16 protein-coding genes are annotated in these 12829 nt (G+C 36.5%); 5 read left to right on the top strand and 11 right to left on the bottom strand.

Annotation, left to right across the window (positions count from 1 at the left end; translation table 11 throughout):
* Positions 1-5: 5 nt before the first annotated feature.
* Positions 6-1352 (bottom strand): adenosylmethionine--8-amino-7-oxononanoate transaminase, encoded by a 1347-nt coding sequence (gene bioA / locus LQV35_RS00195; protein WP_230055859.1) that lies wholly within the window; start codon positions 1350-1352, stop codon positions 6-8.
* A 7-nt stretch (positions 1353-1359) separates the two neighbouring features.
* Positions 1360-2049, bottom strand: coding sequence for a dethiobiotin synthase (gene bioD, locus LQV35_RS00190; protein WP_230055858.1), 690 nt, complete (start codon positions 2047-2049; stop codon positions 1360-1362).
* Positions 2050-2169: 120 nt separating this feature from the next.
* On the opposite strand from bioD, the gene surE reads away from it, so the two are divergent.
* From surE to LQV35_RS00175, 3 genes are all read left to right on the top strand, one after another.
* The gene (gene surE / locus LQV35_RS00185; RefSeq protein WP_230055857.1) at positions 2170-2949 is read left to right on the top strand and encodes a 5'/3'-nucleotidase SurE; all 780 of its coding nucleotides are present in this window, start codon (positions 2170-2172) and stop codon (positions 2947-2949) included.
* A complete protein-coding gene (locus tag LQV35_RS00180) occupies positions 2942-3610 on the top strand; it encodes a tRNA threonylcarbamoyladenosine dehydratase (RefSeq protein WP_230055856.1) in 669 nt (222 codons plus the stop codon). The genes surE and LQV35_RS00180 overlap by 8 nt, the downstream gene beginning before the upstream one ends.
* A gap of 78 nt (positions 3611-3688) precedes the next feature.
* Complete coding sequence (locus LQV35_RS00175) at positions 3689-4042, top strand: hypothetical protein (protein WP_230055855.1); 354 nt, start codon at positions 3689-3691, stop codon at positions 4040-4042.
* On the opposite strand, the gene LQV35_RS00170 is transcribed toward LQV35_RS00175, so the two are convergent.
* The 9 genes from LQV35_RS00170 to rpsU form a co-directional block, all read right to left on the bottom strand.
* On the bottom strand, positions 4043-4468 hold the full coding sequence (locus LQV35_RS00170) for an isoleucyl-tRNA synthetase (protein WP_230055854.1): 426 nt from the start codon (positions 4466-4468) through the stop codon (positions 4043-4045).
* Positions 4469-4506: 38 nt separating this feature from the next.
* Complete coding sequence (locus LQV35_RS00165) at positions 4507-5877, bottom strand: coproporphyrinogen III oxidase family protein (protein WP_230055853.1); 1371 nt, start codon at positions 5875-5877, stop codon at positions 4507-4509.
* 63 nt (positions 5878-5940) lie between these two features.
* Positions 5941-6354, bottom strand: a complete 414-nt coding sequence (locus tag LQV35_RS00160) for a DUF2750 domain-containing protein (RefSeq protein ID WP_268250086.1) — start codon at positions 6352-6354, stop codon at positions 5941-5943.
* 93 nt (positions 6355-6447) lie between these two features.
* Positions 6448-6945: a YajQ family cyclic di-GMP-binding protein gene (locus LQV35_RS00155; protein WP_230055851.1), complete on the bottom strand. Its 498-nt coding sequence runs from the start codon at positions 6943-6945 to the stop codon at positions 6448-6450.
* A complete protein-coding gene (locus LQV35_RS00150) occupies positions 6935-7882 on the bottom strand; it encodes a D-2-hydroxyacid dehydrogenase (protein ID WP_230055850.1) in 948 nt (315 codons plus the stop codon). Before LQV35_RS00150 ends, LQV35_RS00155 begins: the two co-directional genes overlap by 11 nt.
* Positions 7879-9054 carry a glutathionylspermidine synthase family protein gene (locus LQV35_RS00145; protein WP_230055849.1) on the bottom strand — a complete coding sequence of 392 codons (1176 nt, stop codon included), beginning with the start codon at positions 9052-9054 and terminating at the stop codon, positions 7879-7881. The genes LQV35_RS00150 and LQV35_RS00145 overlap by 4 nt, the downstream gene beginning before the upstream one ends.
* Positions 9055-9067: 13 nt before the next feature.
* Positions 9068-9685, bottom strand: coding sequence for a UPF0323 family lipoprotein (locus LQV35_RS00140; protein ID WP_418884430.1), 618 nt, complete (start codon positions 9683-9685; stop codon positions 9068-9070).
* Positions 9682-10332: a DNA-binding protein gene (locus LQV35_RS00135; protein WP_230055848.1), complete on the bottom strand. Its 651-nt coding sequence runs from the start codon at positions 10330-10332 to the stop codon at positions 9682-9684. The genes LQV35_RS00140 and LQV35_RS00135 overlap by 4 nt, the downstream gene beginning before the upstream one ends.
* 74 nt (positions 10333-10406) lie before the next feature.
* Positions 10407-10619, bottom strand: a complete 213-nt coding sequence (gene rpsU, locus LQV35_RS00130) for a 30S ribosomal protein S21 (protein ID WP_034968862.1) — start codon at positions 10617-10619, stop codon at positions 10407-10409.
* 176 nt (positions 10620-10795) lie between these two features.
* On the opposite strand from rpsU, the gene ccoG reads away from it, so the two are divergent.
* Together ccoG and LQV35_RS00120 are read left to right on the top strand one after the other, a co-directional pair.
* The gene (gene ccoG, locus LQV35_RS00125) at positions 10796-12127 is read left to right on the top strand and encodes a cytochrome c oxidase accessory protein CcoG (protein WP_230055847.1); all 1332 of its coding nucleotides are present in this window, start codon (positions 10796-10798) and stop codon (positions 12125-12127) included.
* Positions 12127-12747, top strand: a complete 621-nt coding sequence (locus LQV35_RS00120; protein WP_230055846.1) for a TetR/AcrR family transcriptional regulator — start codon at positions 12127-12129, stop codon at positions 12745-12747. The genes ccoG and LQV35_RS00120 overlap by 1 nt, the downstream gene beginning before the upstream one ends.
* Positions 12748-12829: the final 82 nt, after the last annotated feature.

Below are 12829 nucleotides of genomic sequence, written 5' to 3'. Positions count from 1 at the left end.
TTTAATCAACCAAGAATTTGCCGAATGCTTTTTACGCAGCGCTCAACGGCTAGTTCGCACTCATGCTCGGTGATATTTAACGGTGGGTTAAAATAAAGCACATTGCCAAGAGGACGAAGTAAAAGACCATTTTGTAGGGCTATCTTGTAAATTTCATAGCCCACTCGTCCCTTTAGTTCAGACTTTGAGCTTTTATCATAAACTAGTTCAATGGCATTTATAAGACCCAAACTACGCACTTCTCCAACATTTTTATGCCCACTCAAAGCACTAAGTAAAATTTCATTTAAAAATATAGCCCTTTTCTTTGCATTTTGCATAACATTTTCTTGCTCAAATGCGTCTAATACAGCATTTGCGGCAGCACAACCAAGAGGATTTCCACTATAAGTGTGTGAGTGCATAAATGCCTTGCCTTTATCATAATCATCATAAAAAGCGTCATAAATTTTTTGTGTCGTTACGGTAATAGAAAACGGCATATATCCGCCACTTAACCCCTTTGAAAGTACCATAATATCAGGCGAAACATCAGTATGACCAAATGCAAACATCTCGCCCGTTCTACCAAAACCAGTAGCTATCTCGTCGGCTATTAGTAAAACATCGTACTCATCACATATATCGCGTAATTTTTTTAGATAAAGAGCTGGATAAATTTTCATCCCAGCAGCACCTTGAATAAGCGGCTCTATGATAATCGCAGCAGTGTTTTTACCATGCTTTCTAAAAGCTTCCTTAGCGCTTTCAAAGCACTCGCACTCACAACTATCTCGGCTTTTATTATAAGCACATCGATAACAATCAGGAGCCTTAATGCGCACTGTTTGCATAAGCATCGGCTTATAAATTTTAGCATACAAATCCATCGCACCCACACTAAGTGCGCCTATCGTTTCGCCGTGATAGCCTCCATCAAGGCACATAAAACCAGTTTTTTCTGGCTTTTTGCTTTGATAACAAAACTGAAATGCCATTTTTAAGGCACTTTCAACGGCAGAACTACCGTTATCAGAGAAGTTAAATTTATTTAATTTAGCAGGTAAAATTTCTCTTAAACGCTCAGCTAAACGGATCGCACCTTCATGCGTAAAATTTGCAAATATAACATGCTCTAAATTTTCAAGTTGAGCCGTTATTGCACGGTTTATCCGCTCATTTGCATGCCCTAAAAGGTTGCACCACCATGAGCTAATAATGTCGATATATGCCCTATCTTGCTCATCATAAAGCCACACACCCTTGGCTTTTTTTATAACTATGGGCGGTAGCGTCTCATAGTCCTTCATCTGTGAACAAGGGTGCCAAATATGCACCAAATCACGACGCACAAGATCTGAAATTTGCTCCATTTTTACCTTAACTAAATAAATTTTCTAACTTTTTTGTCTCTAAATTAAGCTCCATTTGAGAATACGATACACACTCTATCACGCTTACGCCAGTTAAAACTTCAATCATCTTGCAATTATCAACGCATACTGGGTCTTTTTCATCAAAGTGATTTAGGATGATACCTTTGATTAAAATTCCATTATTTTGCAAATACTGACAAGTTAGCACGGCCGAGTTAATGCCTCCAAGACTAGCACAAGCTACAAGCAAGACACTAGGGCAAAGTGCTTTTACAAGGTCAAGTAGCATTAAGTTTTTGCCATTTGGGCTAAAATTTAGTGGCGTAACAACTCCACCAGCCCCCTCTATAAGCAAAAAATCACAACATTTTTGTAAATCATCAAATTTATCTTTTATAAAATTTAAATCTGGGTAATTGCTTTCAAAATTTGCAGCCAAATGTGGAGAATAGCCATTTTCATACGCATAAACACTTAGTTTACTAGCCAAAGTTTTTAGCCCTGAAAACTCGCGGACAAACTCAACATCACAAAGACGCAAAGAGCCATCAAAAAGCCTTAAATTCCCACTAGAAATAGGCTTAAAATAAAGTGCGTTTAGCTCATTTTTTAATAATTTTTTTAATAAAAGCCCGCTTACATAGGTTTTACCAACATCAGTTCCAGTGCCAAGGATAAATAAATTTTTACTCACTTTTGCCCCCAAAGTGGGCTATTATAGCAAAATTTAATAAAACTAACCCAGCCGGCAAAACTTCAATTTAGCATAAAAAATTTATGTTACAATATAAAAAATCCAAAATTAGGTACAAATTTGAAAGAAATTCTACTCACAAATGACGATGGATACGAAGCGGCTGGGCTTTTGGCTCTGCGTGATTCACTGCTTGAGCTTGAAGGAGTGAATGTCACTATCGTGGCTCCAAGCCAAGAAAAATCAGCCTGCGCACACTCACTCACACTTACTCGCCCACTGCGATTTATCAGGGTTGATGATGGGTTTTTTAAACTTGATGACGCAACGCCTAGTGACTGCGTATATCTTGCTCTTCACGCCCTTTATGAAAAAAAGCCAGACCTTATCATCTCAGGCATAAATCACGGTGCTAATTTAGGCGAAGATATAACCTATTCGGGCACTTGTGGAGCATGTATGGAAGGGGTTTTGCAAGGAATTCCAAGTGTTGCTTTTTCACAGTTTTATAAAAATAACTCTTTAAATGAACTTGGTTTTGAGCTAGCTTGTGATGTTGTTAAAAACATCGTTTCACGCATACTATCTAATAAATTCCCGCTTAAAAAAAGAGAGCTTTTAAATGTTAATATCCCAGCCGTTTCAAGTAAAAATTTCAAAGGATATGCCATCGTGCCAGCTGGTCGCAGACGATATGGCACAGATGCTACAAGAGCTCGAAATCCCCGTGGAGTGGAGTATTTTTGGCTAGGAAATGCTCAACTTGACTTTTTGGAGGGTAAAGAGCGTAGCGATCTTAGCGAGATAAACGCAGGATATGCAACATTAACACCCATAAAGCTTGATCTTACCGCACACGAAAGCCTTAAAAATTTAGAAAAATGGATAGAAAATGAGTGAAGAAATTTTAATAGATAATGAGCCAAAAGACCGATATACTCGCTCGCGCTGGCTTTTTGGCGATGATTTTGAAAAACTACAAAAAGCAAAAATTTTAGTCTTTGGTGTTGGGGGAGTTGGCGGGATATGTGTAGATGCATTGGCTCGTGCAGGAGTAGGCAAGATCACCATAGTGGATAAAGATGTGTTTGATGTTACAAATCAAAACCGACAAATTTACAGTGAGATGGTAGGAGCTGTAAAGGTTGGCGAATTTAGCAAAAGATATGCTTGTGTAAGAGCTTTACAGCAGCTTGTAACGCCTGAGTTTATAGCAAATTTTGACTTTTCTAGCTTTAATCTTGTTATAGACGCAATAGATGATATGGCTGCAAAAGTTGCCATATCACACGCTACTCACAACAAACTCATAGCATCTATGGGAGGTGGCAAACGCATAGACGCGACACAGGTCAAAGTGGCAAGCGTATGGAAAACTACCAACGATGCACTTGCTCGTAAATACCGATACGAACTACGCAAATCAGGTTTTAAGGGCGACTTTGATGTTGTTTTTAGCACGGAGCTTCCAAGATGTCGTGAGCTTGGTAGCTTTATGGGTGTAACGGCAGTTTTTGGACTAAATTTAGCAAGTCTTGCTGTTAGAAAAATCTTAGCATAAAATAAAATTTTAACTACCATTGCCTGAAGATTTACAATTTTAAGGCATAATTTAGTGAATTTAAAACAAGGAGATGTTATGAAAAAATTTTTACTAGCGCTTGGCGTGGTCGCGCTTTTGGGTGGTTGTACTATTAGCGAAACAAACAAAGAGACAAAAACTGCAGCCAAAATGGCACAAGAGTCTCAGACTATCTTATTTACAGCTGTTAAAAATCCAGCCTATAAAGTAAGTGTTACTTCAAGTGACTACTTTGATACTGCGGTATTTATAGATGCAAATGGCAAAAAGCATAACCTAAAAAATGATGTCTCAGCCAACGGTATACGCCTTACAAACTCTGAGGGCATAGACCTTGCATTTCGTAGAGGTATGGGCTATCTAACACCAGGCAAAAATCAAAAAGAGATTGAATTAAAATATACTGAGTAGTTATCTTTTGATCTTTAATACCTGCTCATCATCTTTGAGCAGGTATATCTTTGTTCGTCCGATATAAATTTCTCTTGCGTTTATAGTAACATTTTCAGACACGCTTACATTTTTTATCTCACTCATAAAAAGCATTTCTCCAAATTTACGACCAAGCTCGCTATGCCACAAGCTAGCAGAAGCTAAAAGAACTAGCACATAAACAACTCTTGAAAATTTTCTAAATGAAGTATAAAATATAAAGTACCCTACTACAAATCCAATTGGCAAAAGCCACAAAAATGGGACATTATCTACAAAAACTGCGTTAAAATACTCATCTATACCATAGTGTTTAAAGTATCCACTAAAAAGCCCAGTAAATACCACAAAAACAACCGCAAATGTAAGAAGTGAGCCGACAAAAAAGGCATTTAGAAATTTCATTTAGCTCCTTTTTTGCTTTGATTTTACTCAAATTTAGCTTAAATCGCAACCTTTGGACGGCTTATAGCTTGCTCGAAATCAACTTCAGTATTTTCACTCATGATGTGTAAATTTTTACCCCGCTTAATCCTAGCATCATCTTTAAATATCGCACGAACCTTATCCATGCCAGCATAAAAGTCGCGCATCAGTACAACGCAGATATATTTACCAAAAAAAGTCGGCTTTATACAGCCATTTTCCTCATATATAGCATTAACCATTTTTAATAAATTTATCTCCACAAATAGATCTTTGTAGAGATTTGCAGCGTTATTTTGATTGTATTTTTTTATATTGACACTGCCATCAAAAAGCTCTGTCAAAAAGATATATTTTAACCGCTCTTTTTTACTAAAACCACATTTTGCTATGACGGTGCTTTCGCCAGCTTTAACCCTGCGCCCATACTCCAGAAGATTAAAAGCATTTATAACAAGCTCACCATTTAAAAAGCTAAATGCCCCACTTCCAACGCCTAAATACTCGTGGTTTGAGCCAACATACTCATCACGCAAGTGATCACAGCCATTTCTAGAAAAAGCCCAAGCGTTATTTTGTGAGTAGCCACCTTTTTTAAACTCATCAACGATAATCTCATAAAACTCACGCTCATTATCAACACTTGAAACGCCTAAAGAGCGTGCGATATTATCACGAGTAAGATCTGATTTCATGAGAGGATAGAGCGTTATTTGCTCTGGTGCTATCTGCTTTGAGATATTTATATCATTTATGAGTTGTTGCTTAGTTTGGTTTGGCAGGTTAAAAATCAAATCAAGACTGATAACTGGTATAAGCCCTAATGCCTTTTCTAGGCGACTTTGAACCTCTTTTGAGCTACCAAATTTCTCATATCTACCAACTTTTTTTAATGTATCATCATCAAAGCTTTGCACACCAACACTTAAACGATCTATAAGCCCATTAAAACGCTTCAAGCTCTCTGGTGAGATATGATTTGGATCACTTTCGGCTGAAATTTCAGTGATACCAAAAAGATCTTTTGCCAAAATCAATGTTTTTTCAAGCTCTGGCTCATTTATAAGCGTAGTTCCACCACCAACATAAAGTGAGTTAAATTTAAAGCCAGCCTCTTTTACCTGCTTCATCTCGCAACGCAAATTTTCAAAGTAAATTTTTGCAAGCTCTTGCTCATAGTGATACTTATGAAACGAACAATACGGGCAAAAAGTGTGGCAAAATGGCACATGGGCGTAAAGCATATAGCTTTTTTGCGGGTCTGGTCTCTTTGTGTAAATTTGATTTTCATCTAAAATGTTTATATTAAACTCATTATAGAGAGATTTTTGAATCGACCTGTGCGCGTAAGCAACAGCAAAGCTCTCTATGATATTTTTAACTCCCATAACTAATAATCCTTAATAAGCTTTATTTAAATAATGCAATTTCGTAGGATACCTAAAAATATATTAAAAACAGCTTTTTACCTGTTCTTCAAGCTCATCTAAGCTTTCAAAATCCTGCAACTCAATGCTTTTTTCTTGCCTTTTGAGCTCATCTATAACATCAAGAACAAGCTCTAGCGCATCAGCCTCAAATCCATACAAATTTGCATCAAAGTCTATACCCAAAACGGCATTGTTTTGAGAAATAGAGGCGCACCAACTCTCCAAAAACTCAGCCAAATCAAAGCCGCAAATTTCATACTCTGCCCACTCTTGTTTAGCACAAGCCTTTGCTAGTGTTTGGCTTGAGAAAAACACGACCACTTCACACGCAAGACCATCATCGTTCTGAAATTCATTTGAAGGACAATTTGCATATGTGCCGCTTTTTGGGTCACGCAAAGCATAGACTATCTCATTTTTAGCGATATTTGTGATAAAATTTTTATATCTTGCCTCAAGTGTGGCGTGAAATTGCGTATCTGTCCTTTTATGGATTTTGGGCGAAATTTAAAGCTTGCCCAGACTTTGCTATTTTAAATTTTTAAAACTTAGTGGAAGCTCTAAGTTTAGGCCTTTTACTATGCGTATGCACTCTTGCAAATCATCAATGCTTTTACCAACCACTCGCACCTCTTCGCCTCTTATACTAGCTGTTACTTTTAGTTTTGCATCTTTTATGGCTTTTGTGATCTTTTTAGAATTTTCGCCATCAAGTGTGTCATTTAGCTTTAAAATAGCTTTTATATTTCCGCCGCTTGCGCTCTCTCGTTTGCTTTCAGATATCGCAACTGGCGGGATATTTCGCTTGATTAGTTTTGAGATTAAAATATCCTTTAAAGCATCGACTTTACTATCGCTTGAGCTTAAAAGCGTGACGGTCTTTTCCTTTTCATTTAGTTCCATTTCAGCCACTACACCTTTAAAGTCATACCTTGCCGCAAGCTCTTTCTTAGCGGTTTCTAAGGCATTTTTAACCTCCATCATATCCACACTCGCACTTATATCAAAACTATGTTCAGTTGCCATCATTTTCCTTTATAAAATTTTCTATATTTTGAACTATTTTGGCTATCAAAGTCGCTCTTGCCTCACTGCTAGCCCACGCAATATGTGGTGTGATGATAAGTGAGTTTTTGTTTTTTACGCTTAAAAGTGGATGTCCAGCAAGCATAGGCTCAGCCTCTAAAACATCAAGACAGGCTCTTAGCCCTCGCTCATCTACCGCTTTTGCAAGTGCTCCTTCATCTACTATGCCACCGCGACCAAAATTCATTAAAATAGCACCATTTTTCATCAAATTTAGCTCGCGCTCGCCTATTAAATTTTTTGTTTTTTCATTTAACGGAGCATGAATGCTAACTATATCGCACTGTTTTAAAAGCTCATCAAGCTCAAGCCTTTCATAAAAGGCGTTGTTATTAGCTCCGCTTGTTGAAAAATAGCACACTTTCGCACCAAATGCAGACGCTACACTAGCTACTTTTTGACCTATCTCACCAAGTCCAATAATGCCAAATTTTTTACCAGCAAGTTCGCTGATAGGTGCATCAAGGTTTGTAAAAATATCGCTTTTTACCCATTCGCCACTTTGTACATAGTTATCATAAAATTTTATCTGATTAAGCAAAGCAAGAAGTGAGGCAAAAGTTTGCTGAACGACGCTATTTGTAGAATATCCTGCGACATTTTTAACAGCGATATTTTTTAACTTTGCGTACTCTAAATCAACATTATTCATCCCAGTAGCACTTATACAAATAAGTTTTAGCTCACATCTATCCATAACATCTTTATCGATTATGACTTTATTTGTTATGACAACATCAGCGCCCATTAAACGCTCCATACGCTCATCTGGCTTAGTTGTAGCGTAACTTTTAAACTCTCCAAATTTATTAAAAACACTAAGGTTGATATCTCCTAAAGTATCTGCATCAAGGCAGACGATTGTTAGTTTTTTCATTTTATAAAATGTCCTACAAATTTTGATGTATTATTTAAAATTTGGCCACCTTTTCTAAAGCCAAGCGCACACCCCTCAAAGGCAAAAAATACTCCAGCTTGATAGCTTTGCCCTTTTTCATCCTTGTTAAACTCATAAAATTCCTGATAAATCGCCCTATTTTCATCATAAATTCCATCCGTTTTCTCACTTACAGACCCATCTGCTTCTATGATAGAGATATTTGCCCCTTCACGACCAAAAACTGGTTTTTTCACACATTTTATTCCACTAAGCGCTTTATCGTCTGCACGAAGCAAAAGTGGATGATTAGGATAGAGATCCCATAAAATTTTAAGGATAGCCTTACTTTGAAAAAGTAGTGTATAGGCTGGGTTTAGCACGATGGCTTTTTGATTTTTAAGGATATTTTTTAGTATAAGCGCAAGCTCTCCCTCCTCGACTGCTATCTGCTCCCAAGGTATGAGCTTAAACCAGTACTCATAGTTTTCGCCATTATAAAAAATGCCCTCTTCATCATCAAAGCTAACTTCATTTACATAGGCAAAATCTGTGTAAAATCCAGTCTCTTTTGCCGCAGCTGCAAGGAGTTTAGTGGTGTTTTCATCCTCAGTGTTTCCACCAACGCAACTAAATAAAATTTTCCAACCCTCATAAAATTTCTCAAACTCACTTGTATCTTCATTAAGTGTAACAAGCCGCTTAAAATTTTCGACAAGACCCAAATACAAGTCATTAAACTGGCTATTTTCATCCATTTTATTATATTTTAACATAGCCCACTGAATGATGGCTGTCTCAAAGACTGCTGTAGGTGTATCGGCGTTAAATTCTATCAGCTTTATAGGCTTACCATCGATCCCACCAGCTAGGTCAAACCTACCATAAAGATGCCAATGAACATCGTTTTGCCAGCTCTCTTTTACAAGCTCAACAAGGTTAAACGGTATGCCAACTTCGTGAAAAAGGTTATTGTCTATAATATGCTGTGCAGCAGCAACGCACATATCATAAAGCTCATTTACCGACTGATAATACGCCTCCGCTTCATCTTGACTAACCTCGATAATCTCATTGCTTACATAGGCACTTTCATCGCTATCAGTGTGCCATGAAAAGCCGATTTGTTCCATAAAATTTTTATTTAAAGGCTCTATCTTTTGTAGTTTCATTGTTTTTTCCTTTTCAGCCACCAACTGATTGCTGGCTACTTGAGCCACTAGAACCACCGCTTGAGCCGAAAAATCCACTCTTTCCAGCTGCCTTTGGAGCACCAGCACTTGTCTTTGCATTATTAAAACTATTTACGCTTCTTGTATAAGCGCTTGGGTTTTTGTAGGCCGTTTGGCGTTGATTTTGAAATGTTTGGTTATTAAATAACTTATTGCCGATCCAGCTACCTATCATCGCACCAGCTATCGAGCTTAGCAAAACCTCGCCAAGACCCATACCAGTGCCACTACTAAGCTGAGCATTTGGGTTGGTTAAATTTGATGTGCCGTTATCTATCTTTGCGTTTTCTTCGGCAACCAACGCATCCATCTCCTCTTTTGTCATCACTTTTTCAGTACCATCAAGGCTTTTTAATACAACACGAGTTTGGCTGGCTGGATACTCCTCGACTACCTTATACTTACCTTTTGTAACCTCTTCTATGATAACAAATGCACCACTTGCGTTAGACTGCTCGCTAGCTTGATCAAAATTTTCATTTGAACCACCACAACCACTAAGCCCCGTCATAACTATCGCACCAAAACCACCTATAGCAGCATAGGTTGCTATTTTCTTAATATGCTTCACTCATTTTCTCCAATAATCTGTTTTAGTTTTTTATCTCTTCTTACAAGTATCACACCGTTTTTAAATTTTACAAATTTTGATTTATTTATATTTTTTATGATCTTTTTTTGTGCCTTTTTTAGACTTTTTTGATCTAAATTTAGCTCGCTCAGATATTCATTTATATTAACAAATTTATGCTCTATATCATTTTGAACCTCAGCCTCAACTACATCCTCAAATTTTCTATCTTGCGACTTGTTTAGATGCGGAATTTGACCCATTGCGTTTAAAAAAGCCATAAGCTTTTCATCACGCTCTTTATAAATCGTTGAAATTTCTTGCTTGCTTTGGATTAACATCTGCTCTTTTTCTTTAAAAAGCCGCTCTTTATCGCTTTGTAGATTTGCATTTTGAGCTTTTAGCTCATTTAATTCATTTAGTAAAAAACTTATAAACTCACTATCTTGCTTAGCTGTTGCTTGTGTTTTTCTAGGTTTTTTCTGAGTTTTTGGCTTTTGTTCTGTTTGGGCTTCTTCGCCGATTATTACAAATTTAATACCATCTTGTTCGATTGATTTTAACGAGCCTCGTCGTATGCGGTTATAAACAGCTTCTTTGCTTATGCCTAAAATCTCAGCAGCTTCGCCAACAGGCAACTTTTGCATAAAATCTCCTGCAAAATAAACTAAAAGCGGTAAAAATAAAGAAAACTAGCCAAAATTTGGCTAGTTTGTTGGTCTTAGAGTCTTGACTCGTAGCGTCTAAGCATGTATAAACGCTTAAGCATTTTCTTCCTAGCTGCGATCTTTTGTTTTTTGCGGATCTCAGTATTAGGCTCGAAAAAGCGTCTTGCACGCACTTCGGTTACGACAAGGTTACGATCAACTTGTTTTTTGAATTTCCTGTAAGCCTCATCAAATGACTCATTAGGATGTACCTTAATACCTGGCACTCTCCCCACCACCTTTCAGTTAAGATTAAAAGCTAGATTATACCCAAAATTTCTTAAAATTTACAAAATCGGAGAATTTTTGATTTTATACTATTTTAAATCATATTGCAATATAATTATCAAATCTTAAAATAAAATGAAAATGTTTTTATTTTAATAACAAAAAAGGTAAAATCATGCAAAATTTCATAACAAACTGGACAAAAAAACGCCACATTACCTACCTTCTCATAACCTGTTTTGCACTTGTTATACCATTTATCAGGATAAACGATGCGCATTTTTTTCTACTAAGTTTTGACAAAAAAGAGCTTCATCTCCTCTTTACTCGCTTTGATATGCAAGAGCTTTACCTAATGCCCTTTGTTTTTATTATATTGTTTTTATTTATATTTTTCGTAACAACACTTGGTGGTCGAGTTTGGTGTGGCTGGAGCTGCCCGCAAAGCATTTTTAGATATATGTTTAGGGACATCATACAAACTAAAATTTTAAAAATTTATGCAAATTATAAAAATAAGCAAAAAGATCCGCAAAGTATGCCAAAAAGGGTTTTGGCAGTTATTATTTGGATATTTATATCGCTTATTATTGCCTGTAACTTTGTATGGTTTTTTGTCCCTCCAGAAGATTTTTTCACATACATGCAAAATCCAGCCGAGCATAAATTTCTTATCGGTATGGTTTTACTTATCGCGGCTTGGCTTGTTTTTGATATTTGCTATTTGGCTGAGCGCTTTTGTGTTTATCTTTGCCCGTATGCAAGGATTCAGTCTGTTATGTTTGATAATGACACCATTCAAGTGATTTACGATGAAAGTCGTGGTGGAAAAATTTATGATAAAAATGTCAAACTCTGGAAAAAGCCAAAGATAGATGGAGCGCAGTGTACTGGCTGTGAAGCCTGTGTAAAAATATGTCCTACACACATTGACATCCGCAAAGGCATGCAACTTGAATGCATAAACTGTCTTGACTGCGCTGATGCTTGCTCACACACAATGAACGCACTTGGTTTGCCATCACTTATCAGCTGGACTAGTGAAAATTCCTTAAAAACAAAACAAAAGGTAAAATACGCACGCTTTAGAACGATTGCTTACTGCGTAGCGCTGTTTATAGCTGGTAGCGCGCTATTTTTAATGGGTGGCAAAAAAGAAAATATGCTTTTAAATATCAACCGAACAAGTGAACTTTATAAAATTTCAGACGATGGCAGTGTACATAACTACTACACATTTTTGTTTCAAAACATTGATAAAAAGGCACATAGCTACTATTTTGACACAAACGATACAAACCTAAAAATCGTCCGTCCAAGTGAGCCAATCGAGATAAAAGCTGGTGCAAAACAACGCGTCATAGTAACCATATCATCTCCAAAAATTCCCCTTGATAAAGATAAGGATACGCCGCTTAGCATAGGTATAAATGCTTATGCCACGGACGATAAAGAAAATATAAATGTTAAAAGAGACACTATTTTTGTGTATCCAAAAGGAGAGTAATGGCAATTTCAAAAAAGGGTAAAAAACGCTACGAAGCCGTTATAGAAGCAGCCCACGAGCTTTTTTTGCAAAATGGTTATGAAAAAACGAGCTTAAATCAAATAGTTTCAAAAAGTGGTGGCTCTCTTGCTAGCGTTTATAAATTTTTTGAAAACAAAGAGAAGCTTTTTGCTATCATCTTAGAGCGTGAAGTTGAAAAATTCCAAGCTGAAGTCGATGAAATTTCAGGCCTTAAGCAAAGCACTGATTTGAGTGATTTTCTAAATAAATTTGGACTTGTTTATTTAGAAATTTTTTATAAACCAGAAAGTACAAAATTTCTTAGAATCATAATATCAGAAACATATAAAAATAAAGAGCTTGGCAAGCTTACAGCAGATCTTTTTACAAACTCAACTATAAATTTTCTCTCTACCTTTTTTAAAAAACCAGAAATTTCAAATAAATTAAAAGAATTTGACCCACAAATACTTGCATTTAACTTCTGCGCACTCATAAGAGAGCCATTTTTTATGCAAACACTTATACTTGGCGAAGAGCCAGATCCTATAAGTAAAAAAGAGAAAAAGCAAATCGTCGCTGACATAGTTGAGATGTTCTTAAAAGGCGTATGCAAGTAGTTTTTAGGGGTATTTATATTTTATTATTTTTAAATGTGGTAGAATTACTGGTTAATATCATAAAAGTGTAATAATAATTACT

The sequence above is a fragment of the Campylobacter suis genome, from assembly GCF_905120475.1.
GTDB lineage: Bacteria > Campylobacterota > Campylobacteria > Campylobacterales > Campylobacteraceae > Campylobacter_A > Campylobacter_A suis.
The sequence above is the reverse complement of the archived record's forward strand: the minus strand, read 5'-3'. Positions and strand labels throughout refer to the sequence as shown.

What these genes read in the sequence shown, in the direction of transcription:
- bioA (WP_230055859.1), bottom strand. Translation starts at nt 1,352, where the DNA reads ATGGAGCAAATTTCAGATCTTGTGCGTCGTGATTTGGTGCATATTTGG.
- LQV35_RS00120 (WP_230055846.1), top strand. Translation starts at nt 12,127, where the DNA reads ATGGCAATTTCAAAAAAGGGTAAAAAACGCTACGAAGCCGTTATAGAA.
- LQV35_RS00165 (WP_230055853.1), bottom strand. Translation starts at nt 5,877, where the DNA reads ATGGGAGTTAAAAATATCATAGAGAGCTTTGCTGTTGCTTACGCGCAC.
- LQV35_RS00135 (WP_230055848.1), bottom strand. Translation starts at nt 10,332, where the DNA reads ATGCAAAAGTTGCCTGTTGGCGAAGCTGCTGAGATTTTAGGCATAAGC.
- LQV35_RS00155 (WP_230055851.1), bottom strand. Translation starts at nt 6,945, where the DNA reads ATGGCAACTGAACATAGTTTTGATATAAGTGCGAGTGTGGATATGATG.
- LQV35_RS00150 (WP_230055850.1), bottom strand. Translation starts at nt 7,882, where the DNA reads ATGAAAAAACTAACAATCGTCTGCCTTGATGCAGATACTTTAGGAGAT.
- LQV35_RS00145 (WP_230055849.1), bottom strand. Translation starts at nt 9,054, where the DNA reads ATGAAACTACAAAAGATAGAGCCTTTAAATAAAAATTTTATGGAACAA.
- LQV35_RS00170 (WP_230055854.1), bottom strand. Translation starts at nt 4,468, where the DNA reads ATGAAATTTCTAAATGCCTTTTTTGTCGGCTCACTTCTTACATTTGCG.
- LQV35_RS00180 (WP_230055856.1), top strand. Translation starts at nt 2,942, where the DNA reads ATGAGTGAAGAAATTTTAATAGATAATGAGCCAAAAGACCGATATACT.
- LQV35_RS00175 (WP_230055855.1), top strand. Translation starts at nt 3,689, where the DNA reads ATGAAAAAATTTTTACTAGCGCTTGGCGTGGTCGCGCTTTTGGGTGGT.
- ccoG (WP_230055847.1), top strand. Translation starts at nt 10,796, where the DNA reads ATGCAAAATTTCATAACAAACTGGACAAAAAAACGCCACATTACCTAC.